This window comes from Corynebacterium renale (genome assembly GCF_002563965.1).
In the GTDB taxonomy this organism is placed as follows: Bacteria; Actinomycetota; Actinomycetes; order Mycobacteriales; family Mycobacteriaceae; genus Corynebacterium; species Corynebacterium renale.
In genome coordinates this window covers 96586-116868 of the sequence record NZ_PDJF01000001.1, presented here as the reverse complement: position 1 = coordinate 116868, position 20283 = coordinate 96586, and the positions used below count along the sequence as shown (strand labels likewise).

General features: G+C 58.9%; 17 protein-coding genes and 1 tRNA gene. 12 read left to right on the top strand and 6 right to left on the bottom strand.

Annotated features, from left to right (window positions below):
- Positions 1-35 precede the first annotated feature (35 nt).
- A complete protein-coding gene (locus ATK06_RS00545; RefSeq protein ID WP_048381379.1) occupies positions 36-1091 on the top strand; it encodes a YlbL family protein in 1056 nt (351 codons plus the stop codon).
- 3 nt (positions 1092-1094) lie between these two features.
- Here ATK06_RS00545 and ATK06_RS00540 read toward each other — a convergent pair whose 3' ends face one another.
- Together ATK06_RS00540 and ATK06_RS00535 are read right to left on the bottom strand one after the other, a co-directional pair.
- Positions 1095-1775 carry a hypothetical protein gene (locus ATK06_RS00540; protein WP_048381377.1) on the bottom strand — a complete coding sequence of 227 codons (681 nt, stop codon included), beginning with the start codon at positions 1773-1775 and terminating at the stop codon, positions 1095-1097.
- Between the two features lie 83 nt (positions 1776-1858).
- Positions 1859-2401 carry a PPA1309 family protein gene (locus ATK06_RS00535; protein ID WP_048381374.1) on the bottom strand — a complete coding sequence of 181 codons (543 nt, stop codon included), beginning with the start codon at positions 2399-2401 and terminating at the stop codon, positions 1859-1861.
- Positions 2402-2528: 127 nt separating this feature from the next.
- On the opposite strand from ATK06_RS00535, the gene ATK06_RS00530 reads away from it, so the two are divergent.
- From ATK06_RS00530 to ATK06_RS00500, 7 genes are all read left to right on the top strand, one after another.
- Positions 2529-5501 (top strand): UPF0182 family protein, encoded by a 2973-nt coding sequence (locus ATK06_RS00530; protein WP_098388662.1) that lies wholly within the window; start codon positions 2529-2531, stop codon positions 5499-5501.
- A gap of 132 nt (positions 5502-5633) precedes the next feature.
- Positions 5634-5710: transfer RNA gene (locus ATK06_RS00525), tRNA-Met, on the top strand.
- A gap of 192 nt (positions 5711-5902) precedes the next feature.
- Positions 5903-6256, top strand: a complete 354-nt coding sequence (locus ATK06_RS00520; protein ID WP_111704138.1) for a hypothetical protein — start codon at positions 5903-5905, stop codon at positions 6254-6256.
- 311 nt (positions 6257-6567) lie between these two features.
- A complete protein-coding gene (locus ATK06_RS00515) occupies positions 6568-9642 on the top strand; it encodes a putative Ig domain-containing protein (protein WP_098388659.1) in 3075 nt (1024 codons plus the stop codon).
- Between the two features lie 330 nt (positions 9643-9972).
- On the top strand, positions 9973-10974 hold the full coding sequence (locus ATK06_RS00510; RefSeq protein WP_048381366.1) for a substrate-binding domain-containing protein: 1002 nt from the start codon (positions 9973-9975) through the stop codon (positions 10972-10974).
- A complete protein-coding gene (locus tag ATK06_RS00505; RefSeq protein WP_048381364.1) occupies positions 10971-11963 on the top strand; it encodes an ABC transporter permease in 993 nt (330 codons plus the stop codon). Before ATK06_RS00510 ends, ATK06_RS00505 begins: the two co-directional genes overlap by 4 nt.
- A gap of 10 nt (positions 11964-11973) precedes the next feature.
- Positions 11974-12732 (top strand): ATP-binding cassette domain-containing protein, encoded by a 759-nt coding sequence (locus ATK06_RS00500; RefSeq protein ID WP_098388657.1) that lies wholly within the window; start codon positions 11974-11976, stop codon positions 12730-12732.
- Here ATK06_RS00500 and ATK06_RS00495 read toward each other — a convergent pair.
- Entirely contained in the window at positions 12729-13988 is a 1260-nt protein-coding gene (locus ATK06_RS00495; RefSeq protein ID WP_048381362.1) for an alpha-hydroxy acid oxidase, read from the bottom strand. The genes ATK06_RS00500 and ATK06_RS00495 overlap by 4 nt on opposite strands.
- A gap of 190 nt (positions 13989-14178) precedes the next feature.
- Between ATK06_RS00495 and ATK06_RS00490 the strand changes: the two genes are divergently transcribed.
- Entirely contained in the window at positions 14179-15102 is a 924-nt protein-coding gene (locus ATK06_RS00490; RefSeq protein WP_169916226.1) for a mechanosensitive ion channel family protein, read from the top strand.
- 6 nt (positions 15103-15108) lie between these two features.
- Here the strand turns inward: ATK06_RS00490 and ATK06_RS00485 are convergent, their stop codons facing one another.
- Positions 15109-15396, bottom strand: a complete 288-nt coding sequence (locus ATK06_RS00485) for a hypothetical protein (protein ID WP_048381359.1) — start codon at positions 15394-15396, stop codon at positions 15109-15111.
- A 506-nt stretch (positions 15397-15902) separates the two neighbouring features.
- On the opposite strand from ATK06_RS00485, the gene ATK06_RS00480 reads away from it, so the two are divergent.
- Positions 15903-17003: a S1 family peptidase gene (locus ATK06_RS00480; protein WP_098388653.1), complete on the top strand. Its 1101-nt coding sequence runs from the start codon at positions 15903-15905 to the stop codon at positions 17001-17003.
- 37 nt (positions 17004-17040) lie between these two features.
- Here ATK06_RS00480 and hisN read toward each other — a convergent pair whose 3' ends face one another.
- Both hisN and ATK06_RS00470 read right to left on the bottom strand, forming a co-directional pair.
- Complete coding sequence (hisN, locus tag ATK06_RS00475; RefSeq protein ID WP_048381357.1) at positions 17041-17820, bottom strand: histidinol-phosphatase; 780 nt, start codon at positions 17818-17820, stop codon at positions 17041-17043.
- 21 nt (positions 17821-17841) lie between these two features.
- Complete coding sequence (locus ATK06_RS00470) at positions 17842-18690, bottom strand: inositol monophosphatase family protein (protein WP_048381914.1); 849 nt, start codon at positions 18688-18690, stop codon at positions 17842-17844.
- 286 nt (positions 18691-18976) lie between these two features.
- Between ATK06_RS00470 and ATK06_RS00465 the strand changes: the two genes are divergently transcribed.
- Together ATK06_RS00465 and ATK06_RS00460 are read left to right on the top strand one after the other, a co-directional pair.
- The gene (locus ATK06_RS00465; RefSeq protein ID WP_048381355.1) at positions 18977-19621 is read left to right on the top strand and encodes a hypothetical protein; all 645 of its coding nucleotides are present in this window, start codon (positions 18977-18979) and stop codon (positions 19619-19621) included.
- 47 nt (positions 19622-19668) lie between these two features.
- Positions 19669-20226, top strand: coding sequence for a hypothetical protein (locus tag ATK06_RS00460; protein ID WP_143341365.1), 558 nt, complete (start codon positions 19669-19671; stop codon positions 20224-20226).
- The last annotated feature ends 57 nt before the right edge of the window (positions 20227-20283 follow it).

The window sequence follows — 20283 nt, the reverse complement described above, 5'->3', positions numbered from 1 at the left end:
GCATGGCAGTGAGGTGGCAGGTAGGCTGTCCGTTTGTGAAACGTCGTGTGAGTACTGTCCTTCTGGGTGCAATCCCGGTTATCGCCCTTGCGGGGCTTGTCTCGTGGAACCATATTCCGGGCACGGATATTTCCTTGGCGGTGCCCTATGCGGCGCAGGGGCCGGGCCCGGTGATCGACACGCTCGGTGAGGTCGATGGCAAGCAGGTCATTGCTATTAGTGGTGCTCCCACGGACGACAACCCGGCTGGCGAGCTCAACATGACCACCGTGGCGGTGCGCACGAACATGAGCCTGCTGCAGGCACTCACACTGTGGGCCACCACGGATGATCAATTTGTGCCTATCGACGAGCTCTTTCCTCCCGGCGCTAGTGAGGAAGAGATCAGCCGTTCGAATCAGATTGCGTTTAATACGTCGGAGGCGAATGCTACCGTTGCCGCCTTGCGACATCTGAAGAAGCCGATGCAGGTTGAGGTTGCGGGCGTCCTCGAAGGCAGTGCCGCAGAGGGGATGCTCAAGGAAGGCGACGTCCTGCGCGCGGTCGATGGCACGGCAGTTGATACTCCTGCCGACGTCCGGGACCTAGTCACAGCGCGTGCGCCGGGAGAGACGGTGCGCTTTACTGTGCTTCGCGACGGCGCCGAGCACGAGATTCCCGTCACTTTGAAAGCTTCCGAGAGGGATCCGAAGCAGGGGCAGGTGGGGGTCCTTATGTCGTCACGATCCGCAGATGGAATTGACGTGACCTACAACCTGTCAGACGTTGGTGGCCCATCGGCGGGCATGATGTTTAGTCTTGCGATCATCGACAAACTGACCCCCGGAAATCTTACGTCTGGGGCCGTTGTTGCAGGTACGGGCACAATTAGCGAGGACGGCACGGTCGGGCCGATCGGCGGCATCGCGCACAAGGTCCGCGCCGCAGCCGATGAAGGCGCCCAGCTTTTCCTGGCGCCTAAGGATAACTGCAAGGAGGCGTTGTCCGCCGACGCAGATATTCCGCTGGCGAAGGTAGCTACGCTTGACGACGCCCTATCGGCCATGGACGCCCACGCGGCAGGAAAACCGTACCCCACCTGTAGCGAGTAGTTTTTAGGAGCGCGCCGGGGAAGAGGTTGGGGTGGCGCTTGCGGACTCGGTTCCTTCCCCCTCTGAGGACTCGTCTGACTCCCCAGAGGAGAAGTGCTTCTCCACGTGTTCTACGAGGCCAAGCTTCTTGATGCGTTCTTCTGGATCAACCTTGTCGGAGGAAATCATCTGCTGCATGACCTGCGCCTTGTGCGTGTCCACCACGGTGACCACAGCATTGTTGCCCAGGGTGGTCCACCCAATAATGTGGCTGCCAGTATCCAGGACTACGCGTGAACTGCGCAGTTCGGTAAGCAGCTGGGCGGTCGATGCGGCTTTGGATTCCGTGTCAAAGAACTGGAACTGGCCGATCTCACTGCCGGAGCATTCCATCGAGTTTTCCAAGCCGTTAGGGTTACACGAGTCGAACTGTGCGAACAGGGATTTCGGTGCGAGGGTGGAGAACGTTTCCGCGACCTGGGCTACACCGTCATCTTTTTTAGTGGTGGTTTCTGTCGCAGACGCCGTCGACGAGCTCGTGGTCGTGGCGTCACTGGAAGTTTCAACAGTGGACGACACTTCGGTGGACGCCTCTGTGGAGGTTGCCGGTGTTTCTTGGCCACTACCGCACGCCACCAAGGCTGAGGTGGCAAACACTGTAGCTGCCACGCTAACAATCAGGCGGACACAGGTGGAAGAGGCCATCGGAAAACTCCTTGGGAGGGTCAAAGTTTAATCGGCTATTGATTCTAGAGCATGCGCCAGACAAGGGGCGTCCGCGCTCTTTTCTACCACTGTTCGGGATCGGCCTCGAGACCGTATTTCAATGCTGCGATCACGTTGGGCGCAACGCCTGGACCGCCGCGCAGCTGGATATCATCCTGGGCAAAGGGGCCTGCTTCTTCGAGTTCTTCTTCGGTGGGGCGCAATTGGAGCAGGGTCTGTTCCGCGCCCTCGCGCAGCACGCCGGAAATCAGACGCGCAGGACGAGCCGGAGCGTCCGGTCCCGCCGAGGAGTCCTTGAACATAATCTCCTGGGTGAGCACCACGCCTTCGATATGTGGGGGCCAGGCGATGCGAGTGAGGTAATCGGCCAGCATGGCGGAGCCTGGTTCGATGTTCTCGGGCAGGTTATCCTGCACGATGAGCGTCAGGGGCGCGGTGTCTTCGTCGTCGACGTTGGTCAGGGTGATGTCGGCGTCGGCAAGCATCCTGGAGCTCACCAGGCCAAAAAGTACCGGCGGGCCGTCCCACCCTTCGGCGTGGACGTATTCAATAGCTTCGACCATGGCTTTATTGAGCGCCTGCTGAGTCTGCTCACGCTGCGTCATTTTTTACGCGCACCCCTACTTCTTTACTGCTTCATCACTGCGAACGTATTACCACACGGCTAACAAAATCCGTACAGTGGTATCACGATACCTGGCCAGATTCTCAACGTGTTCAAGGAGTTCCATAGTGGCGAACGGTTCCACTTATTCGGCAGCCCCGGCACGCGCCCCGAGAAAAGGCCTCGCATGGCTAGTCGGCATTCTTGCCGTCCTGGTCATTGGTGCACCACTCCTCGTTGGTTTTTACACCGACTGGCTGTGGTTCGGTGAGGTCGATTTCCGTGGCGTGTTTACCCGAGTGGTTGTCACCCGCATCATTTTGTTCATTGTTTTTGCACTGCTCGCAGGCCTGATTACATGGGCTGCAGGGTATTTGACGTGGAAGAATCGGCCGAACGATCTTGCCGATTTAGACCTCAACTCGCCCGTGCACCAGTACCGGCAGTCCATCGACCGTTCGGTCAAGGGCTTGCTGGTGGCTTTGCCTGTGGTCATCGGCATTTTTGCGGGGTTGACTGGCCAGGCCCAGTGGCGCAATGTGTTGATGTTCGTCAACGGTGAAAACTTTGGAATCCAGGACCCCCAGTTCGGGCACGACCTCGGTTTCTACGCGTTCACCGCACCATTCTTGCGTCTGGTTCAATCCAGCTTATCGACGTGGCTGATTATTGCCTTCCTTATCTCTCTAGTGGGCTACTACCTCTTGGGAGCGATCCGGATTGGTAACCAGGCTGCTGGAATCAACGGCACGGTGACCAAGCCGGCGCGTATCCAACTTGCCGTGATTGCTGGCCTGTGGATGCTGGTGAAGGTCTTCGGCTTCTGGCTGGACCGCTTCTCCTTGCTGAGTAACCGCCACGAGGTGTTCACCGGCGGTTCCTACACGGACATCAACGCCCAGCTTCCAGCCCAGATTATCCTCATGATTATTGGCGTCTTGGTGGCGGTGTCTTTCTTCTCTGCCATCGTTATCAAGGACCTGCGTATCCCAGCCCTCGGCGTGGTTCTGATGCTGGTTTCCCAGGTTGTCATCGGCGGCGCATGGCCGGCCCTGATGGAGCGTTTCTCCGTCAACCCGAACCGCGCTGCGAAGGAATCTGAATACATCGCCCGCAATATCGATGCCACCCGCCACGCGTACGGCATCACGGATGAAGAAGTCACCTACCTGGAGAACTGGGGCGCTGAAGGTGCTTCCAACGAGGCCGTAGCTTCCGACGAGGCAACCATTTCCAACATCCGCCTCCTGGACCCAGACATCTTGAGCCCAACCTTCACCCAGCAACAGCAGCTGCGTAACTTCTACGGATTCCCGGACACCCTGGCTGTTGACCGCTACGAGGTGGACGGGGAGCTGCGTGACTTCGTCGTCGCAGCCCGCGAACTCGACCCGAACGAACTGCGTGAAAACCAGTCCGACTGGATCAACCGTCACACTGTGTACACCCACGGCAACGGCTTCATCGCAGCGCAGGCCAACCAGGTGGATGAGGTTGCCCGTGATGTGGGCTCCACCCGTGGTGGCTACCCGGTCTACCGTGTGTCTGACCTGCAGTCCCAGACCTTGGCCCGCGAAAACGAGGCGAACGAAGATCTGGGCATCAAGGTCGATCAGCCTCGTATTTACTACGGTCCGGTGATTGCCTCTGCCGCTGATGGCAAGGATTATGCGATCGTCGGCACTGCTGGAAACGGCGACGTGGAATACGACACCGACAACTCCAACTACACCTACACAGGCAAGGGTGGTGTAGATGTAGCTAACTGGATCAACCGCGCAGCGTTTGCGATCAAATACCAGGAGATGAACCTGATTCTCTCCGACCGTGTTGGCGACGAATCGAAGATCATCTTCGACCGTGACCCGCGTGAGCGTGTGGAAAAGGTTGCCCCATGGTTGACCACCGATTCCAAGACCTACCCGGCTGTCGTCGATGGCCGCATCAAGTGGATCGTGGACGGCTACACCACCTTGAGCTCCTTGCCATACTCCTCCCGTACCAGCCTGCAGCAGGCCACCGAGGATGCCCTGAACCCGGACGGCACCAACCAGCGCCTGGTCTCCAACGAGGTTGGCTACATCCGCAACTCCGTCAAGGCCACCGTGGACGCGTACGACGGCACCGTGGAACTCTACGAGTTCGACACCGAGGACCCAGTCCTCAAGGCATGGCGTTCCATCTTCCCGGACACGGTGAAGCCAGAGTCCGAGATTTCCGACGAACTCCGTGAGCACCTGCGCTACCCAGAAGACCTGTTCAAGGTCCAGCGTGAAATGCTTGCCCGCTACCACGTCGACGACCCAGGCGTGTTCTTCACCAACGACTCCTTCTGGTCCGTCCCGAACGACCCAACCGCACCGGAAGGACGCCAGGAATTGCGCCAGCCTCCGTACTACATCGTGGCTGCCGACCCGGAGACCGGAGAATCCAGCTTCCAGCTGATTACCCCGTTCCGCGGCCTGTCCCGTGAGTTCCTGTCCGCACACATGACCGTGACCTCCGACCCGGAGAACTACGGCCAGATCACCGTGCGCGTACTGCCGACGAACACCCAAACCCAGGGCCCGAAGCAGGCACAGGACACCATGATGTCCTCCGACCAGATTGCCCGCGACCGCACCCTGTGGGAAGGCACCAATACGCTGCACAACGGCAACCTGCTGACCTTGCCGGTCGGCGGGGGAGAAATCCTGTACGTAGAACCGATTTACTCCCAGCGTAAGGATCAGGAATCTGCATTCCCGAAGCTGCTGCGTGTGCTGGTGTCTTACGACGGCCAGGTGGGCTACGCACCGACCATCGCTGAAGCCCTCCAGCAGGTGGGCATCGACCCGAAGTCCGCTCAGGACATCGAGGTCGTTGAAGAAGACGGAAGTACCTCCACCCCTGCGAAGTCGGCAGACTCCAAGGATGAGAAGAAGGGCGAGTCCACTCCATCCGCCCCGGCGTCTGGAACCGGTGACGCAGGCGACGCGATTGGCCGCATCAACGACGCCCTGCGCAACCTAGAATCTGCCCGTAACGGCAGCTTCGAGGAATACGGTCGAGCCCTAGACCAGCTGGACCGCGCTGTGAAGTCCTACCAGGACCAGCAGTAAGCGCTGAGTAGTGAGTAATCCCCTGGGCGTTACTTAGGTGGTGTGCCCAGGGGATTTGGTCTTTTATAGGAACGTGCGTATAGTACTTCTTTGTTGCCGCAAGGCACGGTATCCCTGATAAGGGTTACGTGACGCGGGGTGGAGCAGCTCGGTAGCTCGCTGGGCTCATAACCCAGAGGTCGTAGGTTCGAATCCTGCCCCCGCTACCAATTTAGATTCCCCTTCCAGTTCGCTGGAAGGGGAATTTTTTGTACCCACTTCCGGGGGTAAGTAAGGGGTTAAGTAAAGAAATGCGTTTGGCTTTCCGGTGTCGGTTCGCCAGTAGGCAACAGTAACATGGCGTATGTTTGATGGTAAAAGTTTCCTCAGGCGAGGAAAATGCCAACACTCGGAGTGAAGATATGACAGCAGCTGAAAAGTATGTGCCGTTCCTGGCTTTGGGGGTGCTGGTGTTTGCCTCGGTGTTGTGGGCGGTATACATGCACGTCAATGTGCTTATAATTTGTGGTCTTCTTATGGGGGCTGGGGTTACTGCGTGGCAAATATATCGCCTCGATATGAAGATTCCAGTAGTTGCTAGTTCAAGCGCGCTGATCGCAGGGGTGGCCTCGATTGTGGGTTTTGCCTTCCGGGCGTACTTCTCGAATCTTGTGGGGGATATGGTAGGAATCGGGACCGCTGCAGCATTAGTTATTTTTATCGTTTTTGTTTCTCTAAAGGAGCCTGCTTACAGCGCGGTATACGCGCCGAAATAAACGCCAGCGCAAGCCGGCAAGGTCGAACGTAACCGGCCGGGCGGAATTCAGCGGAGTGGCACTCCGTGCGGCGAATGCGGGCTGATGTTCAAACGGGCGAGAGGCGGCCGGAGGGCGTCGTGAAGCTGATACCCACCTCACCGCAACACTCCACAGTGGACACGTCACTCAATAGACCTTTTGGTTTTTTCGTGCCGATTCTTGGGGCCGAAAATATACCAAAAGGTTTCTTCTTTTTGGATTTGTTTAACCGCCATTAATGCCATAAAATCTCTTCGTTCTTTTTGCATCTACCTTTCGAAGGGAGTCTCATGAGTATTTTCAACAAGTCCATTGGCATGGCTTTGGCCAGCGCACTTGTCGTCACAACTGCGCCCGCAATTGCCTCAGCCGAGCCTCTCGGCATAGGAGTAACACCGAACGCCACAGAAAACCGGTCCGCCTCGAGTGGACCGGTAATACCTGCGGCGGTCGCGGTGTTTAACCCCTACTGGTTGCTCAAGCGCGAAGCCGATGACATTGCCAGGAAAGTTAAAGAAGCAAATCCTGAAGCCACAGACATCACCACTCCTGAGGGGACAGGGAAGGTCACCTTCACGCTCGGGGGAAAGCAGCAGGAGCTGAAGATCACTGACTTCGTGCTCTACAAGGATCACACCGCAACGGGTCAGCGCGAACCCGAACTGCCCACCTTCACGAACGCGGGCGAGAACATCGCCGAAAAGCCGACTGAAATGCACTTTTTCCGTGGTGCTGCTGGCCGCGACGTCAAGCACACCGTGAAGCTGCAGAATTTCCAAGCCAAGTTCTCTGAAGGGGACACCAGCCCGGCAACTCCTTGCTCAAATGCGCCTACCAAGGCACAAGAATCACAACAAACTGCCAGTGGCCTGTGCGTCTTTGCAAACAACATCACGGTGGTCAAGCGCAAAGAAAATGACGCGACCCCTGACGTTACGGTCCAAGGCCTTCCCAAGGGCCTGAGCATGAGCCTGGTCGGCGATACGCGCGACGGCAACCGTAAGGATGTCAAACCTGCCGACGCCAAACCGTATATGGCCGTGGACTACGCAATTACCGGAGCGATTGACCTCGACGCGCAGCTGGGCAAGAACGTAGTTACCTATTCGGTACCGCGAGCCACGAATCCGGCCGACATACGCGTGGGCACCATGAACCTGCACGTGTACCCGCTCAAGGACAAGTACGAGCCAGCGGTTAACACCGAACTGAACTCGCAGCAGAAGCCGCTGGATATCTCTAGTCTCGGGGATCTCACCGCGCAGAACCTCAGCAAGCTGGTCAGCTTCTCCGCGAAGAAGAAACCCAAAGCAGAGACTGAGGAAACCGGGCAACCGCTTCCCGACGGCGCCACACTCGTCGTTCACCCGTCGCAGAAATTAGAACCGGGTACCACCCAAACGGTTTCGGTTCAGGTTGTGTACAAGGACAACCAGGGTGGTGACTCCGTCGATACGTTTGACCTGTGGGTTCGCACCCCAGCACTGCTGGACGACATCGCGGAATCCACCGTCGTTGAGCATGCGCCGGTCGAGCCGATCGCCGTCACGGGTAAAAACCTGGAGGCTCACCCGACCTTCCACACTGCCGTCGGGCGCGGAACGCCGAATGCCGGCCTCCCCGAAGGGTTGACGTACAACCCGGAAACCCGTGAGATCACGGGCACGCCGGAAGTGACGTGGGAAAAGGGGGAGGAGACCAAAGAATTCAAGGTCGAAGCGAAGGTCACGCACCCAGGCGGGACAGAAGACGTCAAGTACTTCACCATCACCGTGCAGCGCGACACCGACCGTGACGGCGAGCCGGACCTCACGGACAAGGACGACGACGGCGACGGCTTCAGCGACGAGGTAGAAAAGCACGCTGGCACAGATTCCAAGAGTGAGAAATCGCAGCCAATGAGCGTCGTGAAGCCAGTCAAGTCCCTCGAGCCCATTGATAACCAGACCAAGGTAGAGGGCAAGGCCCTCGACGCGGTGGCGATTAAAGCCGAAGACCCCAAAGCAATCATCACCGTCGATGGGCTTGACGGCACTGGCCTGACCTTCGACGAAGCGACGCGCACCATCACCGGAACCCCAACCGTGACCTGGGATGGGGCAGAAGAAACCCGCGCCATCACGGTCAAAGTAGCCGCCGTCAACGAGGACGGCTCGGGCGTGACCACCAACTTCACCATCACCGTCGCCCGCGACACGGACAAGGACGGCGAACCCGACACCACGGATACTGACGACGACGGCGACGGCTTCACCGACACGTTAGAAACCGCGGCGGGGACCAACCCGAAGGATAAGGACGAATTCCCGGCGACCCCGCTTAACCCGGGCGCGGAAGCCGATGTCACCGGTGCTGGGCAGACGGTCTTCGAATACCAGCCCATCCACGACATCGTGATCACCCCTCGCGATGGCGCGACCGTCACAATCGATACCGCGAGCCTGCCTGAGGGCCTGACCTTCGACCCCGCGACCAGCACCATCTCCGGGACCCCGCAGGTGAAGTGGGGTAGCGGAAAGGAAGAACAACGCCTCACCATCGAAGCCACGGTGACCACGCCGGCCGGGGCGAAGACCACCAAGATCATTACTATTGACATCCTGCGCGACACCGACAAGGACGGCGAACCCGACACCACAGATACTGACGACGACGGCGACGGCTACACCGACGTCACCGAAACCGCAGAGGGAACCGACCCGAAGAATAAGGACGAATTCCCCGCAACGCTTCTTATTCCCACTAAGCCGCAGATCATCCCTGGTAAGGGCGTTGATCGAATCCTTGCCAATGGGGTGCCAGTGGCTCTCGACGACGTCGTCCGCAATCCACGCGAAGGCCTTACAGGAACGCTCCTTGGTGGCGACGGCACACCTCTGGCGGGCGCTTCCGTACAGGTTGATCCGAAGACCGGGGCGATTACGGTGACGGTGAGTAACGGCGCTCCAGCAGGGGATGCCACCGTAGTCATCGCCGCGAAAGACGGCACAACCGTCGGCGAAATCCCCGTCACGATTGAAGCCGTTGACGTGCAGGAACCAACAGCAGTGAACGGTAAATGTGTCGCCACGGGAGTCGGCCTGGGAATTCCATTCCTGGCGCTGATCCCATTCGCCCTCGGCGCATCGATTAACGTGCCTGGTTTGGCACAGCGTCAGGCGGAGATTTCGCAGTCCATCGCGGACGTGCATCGTATGCTGCAGCAGCGGGCCGGAATCTATAACCCTGACGTTGCTGCGTGGGTGGAGCAGCTCAATGCCACGCTCAAGTCCCCGCAGGTCCAGCAGGGTATGCGTTTTGCTGGTCTAATTGCGTACGCGGTCATCGCCGGGCTGACGATCGCGGATCAGTGCGTGAGTGACTAGCACATGGCTATGGATGCGAGGCTCGGGAATTCTCTCGGGCCTCGTGGCTTGTCCGCGTCTCCAGGCTGGGAAACTTAACTTTTTATCTAAAACGATTCAGAACGCTGCGAAGCCCAGCCCCCGCGTGCTCCGTGACGGGGAGAAGAACGCCGCCAGCCACACATTTCCGAGGACAAAGTAGCAGGTAAATGAATTGACTGGCGGGTGAGTGGGGGAGGGGGACGTCGATAAGCGCAGACATGGCGCGGTTGCCTTTTCTACGGCCGAAAATACGCCAAAAACCCAAAAAACCATTTGACCGTACTGTTACACCCCTCCACTATGTGAGCCATGACATTATTTTCACGGGCGTGTAAGGCGGTTCTCGCGACCGCGGCAGTAGCAGCACTCGCAGCCGGGTGCTCCAGCACCGGCGGCGCTCCACGCGAGGGCGACAACAGCACCGGAACGGCCGGCGGCGTGGATACGCCACGTTACGTCGTCTCGTTCATCTCCCACGGCGCGCCGGGGGATACCTATTGGGATCTCGTGCGCAAGGGCGCGGAAGAAGCGGCCGCGAAAAACAACATCGAACTGCGCTACTCCTCCGACCCGCAGGCCCCGAATCAGGCGAACCTGGTGCAGTCGGCCATCGACTCCGGTGTCGACGGCATCGCCGTCACCTTGCCCAACGCCGAGGCAATCGGGCCGAAAGCACAAGCGGCTGTCGACGCTGGCATCCCCACCGTGGGCCTCAACGCCGGAATGAACGACTACAAAAAATACGGCATGACCGGCTTCTTCGGCCAAGATGAGACCGTCGCCGGCACCGCAGCCGGGAAGCGCCTGGCGGAAGAAGGCAAGAAAAACGTGCTCTGCGTGATCCACGAACAGGGCAACTCCTCCCAAGAAGCACGCTGCGCGGGTGTCGCCGACGGTCTGCAGGGCGGCAAGGTGGAACTGCTCTACGTCAACGGCCAAGATCTCACCTCCGCACAGGCGACCATGCAGTCCAAGTTGGCGCAAGATAAGAACGTTGATGCTGTCATGGGACTGCAGGCACCCGTGGCGATGCGTGCCATCGATGCAGTAAAGGATGCCGGCTCCGAAGCGGAGATCGTTACTTTCGACACCAACGCGGAGCTCGTCGAGGCCATCGCGGATGGGCGTATCCAATGGGCTGTTGACCAGCAGCCTTACCTGCAGGGCTACCTCGCGGTGGACTCCCTGTGGGTAGCCAAGCGTAACGGTGGCACCTATGGTGGCGGGCGGCCGGTCTACACCGGCCCAAGTTTCGTGGACGCCACCAACGTGGATGAGGTTGCCGAGGCCGCGAAGGCAGGGCTGCGATGAACGTGGTCACGAAGGTGATCCGCCGCCCTGAATTGGCCAGTTTGCTGGGTTTCCTGGTCATTCTGGTCCTGTTCTTGGCAGTGGCGCCCGCGTTTCGTTCTTTAGACGCGGTGGCCACGATTTTGTACGCGTCCTCAACGCTGGGCATCGTCGCGGTGGCTGTGGGCCTGCTCATGATTGGCGACGAGTTCGATCTTTCCTCCGGCGTCGCCGTAACCACCGCAGCGCTTGCTGCCACGATGCTCAGCTATAACCTGCACCTCAACGTGTGGGTGGGTGCCCTGCTGGCCCTGGGTATTTCTCTGGCGATTGGTGCGCTCAACGGGATTTTGGTCACGCGTACTGGCATCGCCAGCTTCCTCATTACGCTTGCGGCATTCCTCATGTTGCAGGGGTTGAATCTGGCGGTGACCAAGTTGGTGACCGGCCAGGTAGCCACGCCTTCGATCAGCGATATGGCCGGTTTCGATTCCGCCCGCACTTTTTTTGCGGGCAGCTTTCAGATTGGCGGGGTAACAATCCGCGCCACGGTGGTGTGGTGGATCCTTTTCGTCGCGATCGCCGCGTTTGTCCTGCATAAGTCGAAGTTCGGCAACTGGATTTATGCCGTCGGCGGCAATAAGGAAGCCGCGCGTGCAACGGGTGTCCCGGTACGGCGCACGAAGGTCATCCTCTTCATGACCGTCGCTTTCGCAGCCTGGTTCGTCGGCATGCACACACTCTTTGCCTTTGACTCCATCCAGGCCGGCCAAGGCATTGGCAATGAATTCCTCTACATCATCGCGGCGGTCATCGGCGGGTGTTCCATGACAGGCGGGCGCGGCACCGCCGTCGGTACGGCGATCGGCGCCCTAATCTTCGGCATGACCAACCAGGGAATCGTGTATGCGGGCTGGAATCCGGACTGGTTCAAGTTCTTCCTCGGCGCGATGTTGCTGTTCGCGGTTCTAACCAATACGTCCGTCGCAAAGTACAACAAGACCAGGTAGGAGGTCCTCCATGGCAGTCATCAGCTTGCGCGACATCACCAAAAACTACGGCAGCTTCAGGGCACTGCGCGGCATCAACCTCGACGTCGAGGCCGGCCGCGTCACCTGCATTCTCGGCGACAATGGCGCCGGAAAATCCACACTGATCAAGATTTTGTCGGGTATCCACCAGGCGACGTCGGGCACAATGCTTATCGACGGCACCGAAACCCGATGGGCCTCACCCCGCGAAGCTATCGATAATGGCATTGCTACCGTGCACCAAAACCTGGCGATCGTCGATGAGATGAGCGTGTGGCGCAACTTCTTCCTGGGCCAGGAAATAACCGGTGTATTCGGCGCGCTCAAGGAAGAGGAGATGCGCAGGATCTGTGCGCAGCAATTGGAGGAAATGCGGATTAACATCCCGGATGTGAACGTTGAGGCCGGCACCTTGTCCGGTGGCCAACGGCAGGTCGTCTCCATTGCGCGTGCCATTTACTTCGGGGCGCGGGTACTCATCCTCGACGAGCCCACCGCTGCCCTTGGTGTGAAGCAGTCCGGGATGGTCCTGCGCTTTGTCAGCGCCGCCCGCGAAAAGGGAATCGGCGTGGTGCTGATTACCCACAATCCGCACCACGCCTACCTGGTGGGCGACCACTTCTCCATCCTGAAATTGGGGGAACAAGTTCTGGACGCCGACCGCTCCGAGGTCACGCTCGAAGAACTGACCTATCAGATGGCCGGCGGCGGAGAACTCGAAGCGCTGAGCCACGAACTCCAGCGCTAGTGGGATTCAGGTGCGAGCTTGCCTTCCTGCTTGAGGTTGTGCAGCACGGTGACGTGCTCCGGGCGGAGCTCGGAGACGTCCGCAACCTGCAGTAGTCGCATTGTACGGGCAACTTCGGAGGACAAGATTTCAATCATGCGGTCCACACCGGCCTCACCACCGGCCATGAGCCCGTACAGGTAAGCGCGGCCGACGAGAGTGAAGTCCGCGCCGACTGCCAGGGAAGCCACGATATCCTGGCCGGACATGATGCCGGTATCGATGGCAACGTCCACGTCAGAGCCCACCGCGTTGCGGACCTCCGGCATGAGGCGGAAGGGGACTGGCGCACGGTCGAGCTGGCGGCCACCATGGTTGGACAGCACCAGGCCGTCCACGCCTAGGTCCACGAGCTTGCGCGCGTCGTCTACATTCTGCACACCCTTGACCACGAGCTTGCCTGGCCAGAGGGCACGAATTTCATCCAAGTCGGAGAACTGGATGGATGGGTCCATCGCGGAGTCCAGGAGTTGGCCCACGGTGCCGCCGGTAGAAGACAGCGACGCGAACTGCAGTGGTTCGGTGGTTAGCAGGTTGATCCACCACCACGGGCGAATCGCAGCATTGACCACCGTGTTTAAAGCAATCTGCGGCGGGATAGAAAAACCATTGCGCGCGTCGCGCAAGCGGTTGCCAGCAACCGGCGTGTCCACGGTAAAGAACAACGTATCGAAGCCAGCCTTGGCGGCGCGTTCAACCAGCCCGTAGGAGATGGAGCGGTCCTTCATCACGTAGAGCTGGAACCAGTTGCGGCCGTTGGGGTTGGCTGCCTTGACGTCCTCGATGGAGGTCGTACCCAAGGTGGAAAGGGAGAAGGGGATTCCTGCGCGGCCCGCTGCGCGTGCGCCGGCGCGCTCGCCTTCAGTCTGCATGAGGCGGGTAAAGCCGGTTGGTGCGATGCCGAAAGGCTGCGTCGAGGACCCGCCGAAAATTTCCGTGGTGGTGTCTAACTCGGAAACGTCGTTGAGGATTGAGGGGTGGAACTCGATGTCGCGGAAGGCCTGGCGGGCGCGATTCATGGAGATTTCGTCATCGGCGGCGCCGTCGGTGTAGTCGAACGCTGCGGCAGGCGTCATGCGCTTGGCCACCTTGCGCAGGTCCCAGATAGTTTGGGCGTTATCTAGCTGAGCTTGCTTGAGGTTAAGTTGTGGCTTTTTGAACTTCACTAAATCAAAAAATTCCCCGAGATTGGGAATCTGACGATGCATTTTGACCATCGTTACTCCTTCGCTTGATTGGCAGGGTAGCCTAACCTTACGCTTGTACTATGGTCTAGTAAATGGGGTGCAACCTAAATCACGTTTTTTCTCGGCTCTGCGTTGTCGGGCCGGAGGGGCGTCGATAAGCATGAAAAGATGCCATACTGGAGTTTTAGGCTTCACGACGACCCAAAGACGAGGTGCGCCCATGGTAGATAATATTCAGGACTTCTTCGCCGACACGGAAAACGTTGGAATCAAGCTGCTGATCACCCTGGCAATCGTGCTGGCATTCATTGCGCTGCGGCGCAGTGCCCGTTATTTGGTTCGAAAGATTGCCCAAAAGGAAATCAACGTCATCAGGTGGACTCACGTTGCGACGGCCCTTTTCGGTTTTCTGGCGCTGGTGGCGGTGCTGCTCGTGTGGTTCAACGTGACGGGTGCGATTGTGATCTCTGCGGTCATCGTCATCGCGATCGTCTTCCTGGCGATGAAAGATCTGGTCAACGATCTTTTTGCCTTCTTCTACATCACCTCCCAGGCACCCTTCGACTCTGGCGATCGCGTCGAGGTAGGTGAGATTCGCGGAATCGTGCACGCCATAGGCCCGCTGCACACGCAGGTGCAAGAGGTAGAAGGCTGGCTGAGCACCGCTACACCAACCGGGCGGATTGTCTCTATCCCGAACTCGAAAATCCTGAGCGGTACTTTCGCCGTGACGCGCGATGAATTCCCATTCGTGTGGATCGAAATAGCCCTGCCCATCGCCCACGAGCACAACCTAGACAAAGCTGAAAAGATTCTCACCCAGGCCGGCGAACGGGAGGTAGCGCGCCTGATCAATGCGCAAAACTCCGATAAGGATGAGGAAGCTCCGGATGCTGAAATCCTGACCCGCGAAACCCTCGAAGAACGCGCGGGTGTGTACTGCACTGAGTCGGCAACGCCAACCATCACCCTGGATATGGACGGGCAAGGTATCACCGTGACGATGCGTTTCCTAGCGCACCAAAACGATATTGGCGGCGCAAAGACCCGAGTCTGGCGCGATGTTTACCACCGCCTAGCTGGCGTCGACGATGTTGCGCTCGTTCCCGATACCCTCGAAGTGGACTTGGGGGAACAGGATTAACGCCAGTTAGGGCTCCGGGGCCGGGACCGCATCATCCGGTTGAGGGGGCTGTTTAACGCGCCCGCGCAGGGCTTCAATACATGCGACGAGTCCCGCTTCGAGATTAGGCGGAAGGTCCGGGTATTCGGTGGCTTTCTCGACGACGTCGTTGAAGTCGATTCCCAGGCGCGTGATATGGAAACTGAGCTCTTCGGCCAAGCTTTCCACCGAATCTAGGTAGAGGGAGCGGTCACTGATATCGACGTAGCGCGCGGCGGCGAGATTATTCACTGCGTTGGCGAAGCGATGAACCATGGGCGTTCCCTTTCTTCCACTGTGAGACCTAGCCGGCTGAGAAGTGTGTGCCGGACTCAGAGACGGTCTGCGATAAATAAGAATAGTGTTCTCTTTGTTGCCGCTCAACGCTGTGTGTTCGGAGCGCACATCGCTTACCTGCACTTCTGTGAGTCTCATCATGGAATGTGAAGTGCGTTGCTTTGCCCCCTCGAGTGTGAAGTGCTTCAACGTGGCGTGATAGGTCGTCCTGGACTGTGGGACGAAAATCTGAAAGCTCACTTAACTCAACTAAATCAAGAAAGTGTGGCTAAAAACATAGCGAGCAACCAGATATTGCGGCCGTCGTGCGTGGGCGTAGCGGTGGGTGTAACGGTGGGTGTAGCGGTGGGTGTAACCCCGCGACATGGATAAAGCAATATTCTGCCCATATTCGTGGCATGATGGTGATAATTTGCGATTACAGATGGGGCGGATGGTGCGCACGGGACAACCGGGGCATAACGCGGAAAGGGTAGCGGTAATACATGAAAAGTAAGGTCGGCACACTAGCAGCTACAGTGTGCGCGGCAGTAGTGGCGTTGGGCACCGTGCCAGCGACTGCAGCAGAAAACGCCACAACCACACAGGGCCACGATGCGCAGGAGATCCAGCGCGGTCCCGTGACGGACGCGCTGAATCAGGCGCGTGCACAGCTCTCCAGCGTGGGCATTGAGGCCCCAGAGCTCCCGACGGACGTGCTCATGGAAGCAGACCGGGTGGTCACCGACGTCCAGAACCGCGTCCAGGATGCAGTAAATCAGTCCCGCGTCCAGTTCGAAAGCTTGGGGGAAGCCAGCAAGCACGTCACCGACCCGCTGCTTAATTACCCTAACTACACCTGGACTAATGATCCCGTCAGCCAGGTTCTTGCAGGTAAAGCACCAGGAAGTGGCCCCGTTTTGCACCGGGCGCCGGGCAGCTACTATGACGCGCCGCGTGTACCACAGGAGTCGGTAGCCGCAGAACGCCAAGGTAAAGCACTCTTCGGTGCAGGCACCCCGATCTATTTGGGGAAGCACAGCCTGTGCACCCTTACTGCAGTTGGCACGGACGCCCAAGGCCGCAAAGTGGGCCTGACTGTTGGCCACTGCGGCACGGTGGGCCAAGAGGTGCGTTCTGCGGATGCCGTTACCGTCGGCCCAGCGGGAACTGTTGTACGTGGCGGGTCGGGTGCGCCGTTTTCCGTCATTGAATTCGGCTCTAATACCGTGTTGACCGACAACTACAACGGTGTCAAAGTCGATGGCGTTGGCGGGGCAGCGACCACGGGCGACCGCGTGTGCAAGTTCGGCGTGGCAACCGGGTGGACCTGCGGTTATACGCTTCTGGGTAGTGGTTTGCAGTCCACTTCCCACATGGCGGCAATGCAGGGCGATTCGGGTGCCCCGGTTATGCGTGGCAACCACGTAGTCGGTGTTGTTGACGGTGGCCTGTGGGCCAACCCGGCACTGGTTTCTCGTTCCCCGCTCCAGGGAGTTTTCCACATGCCGGTGGTTTCATTTGCCATGGATAACGTAATCCGCCAGCTCAACCAAGGTGACGCTACCGCGGTCGGGTACGGATTCACCCCCTACGTGCAAAAATAAAGCACCGTGATGCCGGGCCCGGGCGGCCCGGCATTTTTTATGCCCCGAGCTGCTTGACGACTTCCTCGTGGAGCAGCCCATTCGTGGCCACGGCGTCACCGCCATGCGGACCGTCTTCACCGATTAACGACGTAAACCGGCCACCAGCTTCACGCACCACACAATCCAAAGCCGCGAGATCCCACAACGAAACCTCCGGCTCGGCGGCAATATCTACTGCGCCTTCGGCGACGAGGACGTAGGAGAAGAAATCACCGTAACCGCGCAGGCGCCAGGTTTTATCTGTAAGCTCTACGAAATTCTCGCGCAGACCACGGTCCTTCCAACCCGACAGGGAGGAGAAGGAAAGGGAAGCGTCTGCCAGATCGTCCACCTCAGAAACGTGCAGGCGCTTCGGGGTCCCACCCTGGAAAGTGCGCCACGCTCCCTCGCCCTGGGCTGCGTACCAACGCTTGCCGAGTGCCGGGGCAGAGACCACGCCGACGACGGGGACGCCGTCGATAAGCAAAGAAATAAGGGTCGCCCAGACGGGGACCCCGCGGACGTAATTTTTAGTGCCGTCGATGGGGTCGATGACCCATTGGCGGCCAACCTTTTCTACGTCGCCGCCGAACTCTTCGCCCAGGATGGCGTCGTCGGGGCGGCAGCGCTTAAGCTCCGCGCGTAATTTCTCTTCGGTGGCTAGGTCGGCCTCAGAGACGGGAGTCATATCCGGCTTCGACTTCACCTTCAGGTCGCTGGCTTCGAAACGGGGCATTGTGATGGCATCGGCGATGTCTGCCAGGGAAAGTGCCAGTTCAAGATCAGTATTAGACATGTTCATGCTCCTTGGTTGTTGTTACGCTTCGCGCAGGTGGGCGGCGATTTCCGCTACGGACTGCTTATTTCCGGCGATGCGCCACACCACGCCGTGGGACTCGACCTCCTCGGTGGTTCCACCGGCGCCTTCGACGAGTGCTCGGCCTGGAAGCCAATCCCAAGCGGGAACGCTGTGCTGGACCCACGCGCTCCACGTGCCGTCGGCGACGCCAGACATATCCACGGACCCTGAGCAGAGCATGCGCACGGTGGCAGCCTGTTGAACAGCTTTGATCCAGGCTTTCCGCACTGCGTCGACCTGCATCCACGTCGGGTGGAGGTAGGTGGCTACGCTCGCGTGATCTAACGGGGTGTCAGCTTGGGCGTGAACCTCTTTGCCGTCGCGGGTGGTTGGAATCTTCGGCCCGCCGAACCAGGTGTATCCCATAGCGGGACGGTGGACGGCACCGAAGAGAAGCTCATCGGGGGAGTGTGGGTCGCCCTTAACCAGGGCTAGTGCAGAGCACCAGTAGTCAGAACCTGCGACAAAGTTGTAGGTGCCGTCAACAGGATCGATGACCCATGTTTTGCCGGACTGCGATTCCCGGGCGGCTCCTTCTTCGCCAAGGATCCCATCTTTGGGGCGTAGAATTTCCAGAGCTCCGGCCACGAAACGTTCGGCGGCGCGATCGGCTTCGGTGACGACGTCGGAAATGTTCGTCTTTTGCTCAGTAGTGACCCCGGATTCGCGCATCCGCCAGGCTAAACGGCCGGCGTTGAACACTAGCGCTTGGGCAAGGTGTTCGTCGGAATCTTCGGTGTGTGCGACCGCAAACGTCTTAATGATTGCAGCCAGCATCTGGTCAAAATCTGCAGCAGGTTCACTCATGGACACTATTGTGCCCTGCCGTTGGAGGTTTCACCACACCTGCGGGACGGGCGTGGGGGTGGCGAACCTTGTCAGGGGTAGAAGCAGAAAAGAGCCACTATGGATAGTTGGCAATGGTCATACATGGGGTAGCACGGGGGTGGTCCGGTAACAACATTGACCTGGGAAACGCTCATTGGGATGCGGCAAGTTTCGCGCCAGAACATTCATTCCGATTACTCTTTTGTGAACATAACTTTCAATAACGGGTGCCACAGAACCCGATACAACACTGCAGAGGTCTGCCATGAACCTGTATTTCTTTATACTTCACGGGGTACTCATCCTGTTACCCGTCCTGGTAACGGTATTCGTTAGCTGGATCGCGTATAGATCGGAACGTAAGTCGTGGGAGGCGAAAGCAGAACTGCTCGCTGCCCACGGTTATACCTCGCCCCAGCCGCCACAGCGCCCACGGGCAGTAGCCGTCGGAGTCGTGGCGTGGGTCGCCGGGGCCGTGTCGTGGGTCGGCGCCCTGCTCGGTGGACTGGTCACCTTGCTTATCCCGGTCTCTGACCCGCCGCCGCTGTGGTACGGGGAGGTTTCCTTATACTCGGGTGTCGCGCTGATGGTAATCGTTCTGCTTGTCGCGGCTTTTTACCTGTTGCGGTGGACCAAATGGACGTACGGGCCTGCGTGCATGATCGCGGGGATGCTCACCTCTGGCGCGGCTACGGTGTTTCTCCTCTTCGGTGCGCTGCAGCCGTATGCTGATGGACTGTATCTTGTTGGCTGGCTATTCCTTATCGTAGGCATGGCGGTCGTGGCGAACCTCGTGTGTCTTATCGCTGTCGCGGCCAAAGGTTCCGCGCGCCGCGCTCCGGGCGGGTATCCGCAGCCAGGCCCGGACTCAGCTGAAGGCGGTTCTGCTCCGGAAGGCCGGGGTATGTAATGGACTTCAATCCAGTAGCGAAATTATTTTTGAAAGCCCTCTATTTTGTGGGATTTCCACTGCTCATCCCCTTCGCTCTTGCAGCGGGGACCGCGTGGTTTGTCTATTCGGCCGAAGCGGATTGGCGGGACAGTAGGCCTGCTCAAGCGGCCGCGGGCGACTACAAGGATCCTGCGCGCGTACCTCATCCGCTTGGGGTAGCTGGCGCAGCGTTCGTCGTAGGTTTTGTGTCGTGGGCATGGATGTATGTGGAGATGGCCGTGACCGACGCCAGGTGGGAGTGGGAGTTGTGGAAGCACATTCCTTCGCATACGGGCGTCGCAGTCTTAGTTGTGGGGCTGCTGATCGGAACAATTGTGTTGTTGCACTGGAGTGGCTGGCGCTACGGTCCGGGTTGGTTGGTTGCGAGCATGATGACCATAGGATTTAGCGCCGCATTCTATTATTTCGCTGGGGTACTGGACCCGGATCCTGCAAACATGTTTGGAGTCGGGTGGTTCTTCTTGATTGTCGGCATGGGGATTGTCACTCACCCCGCGTGCTTGCTCTTGGTCGCTGTGGCGCGCGCGGTGCATAGGCGTAGCGCTGGACGGGTTGACGCTTAAGCTGCTTATCGACGTCCCAGCGTGTCTTTCCACCGGCCTGCACCTGGAGAGCCAGTG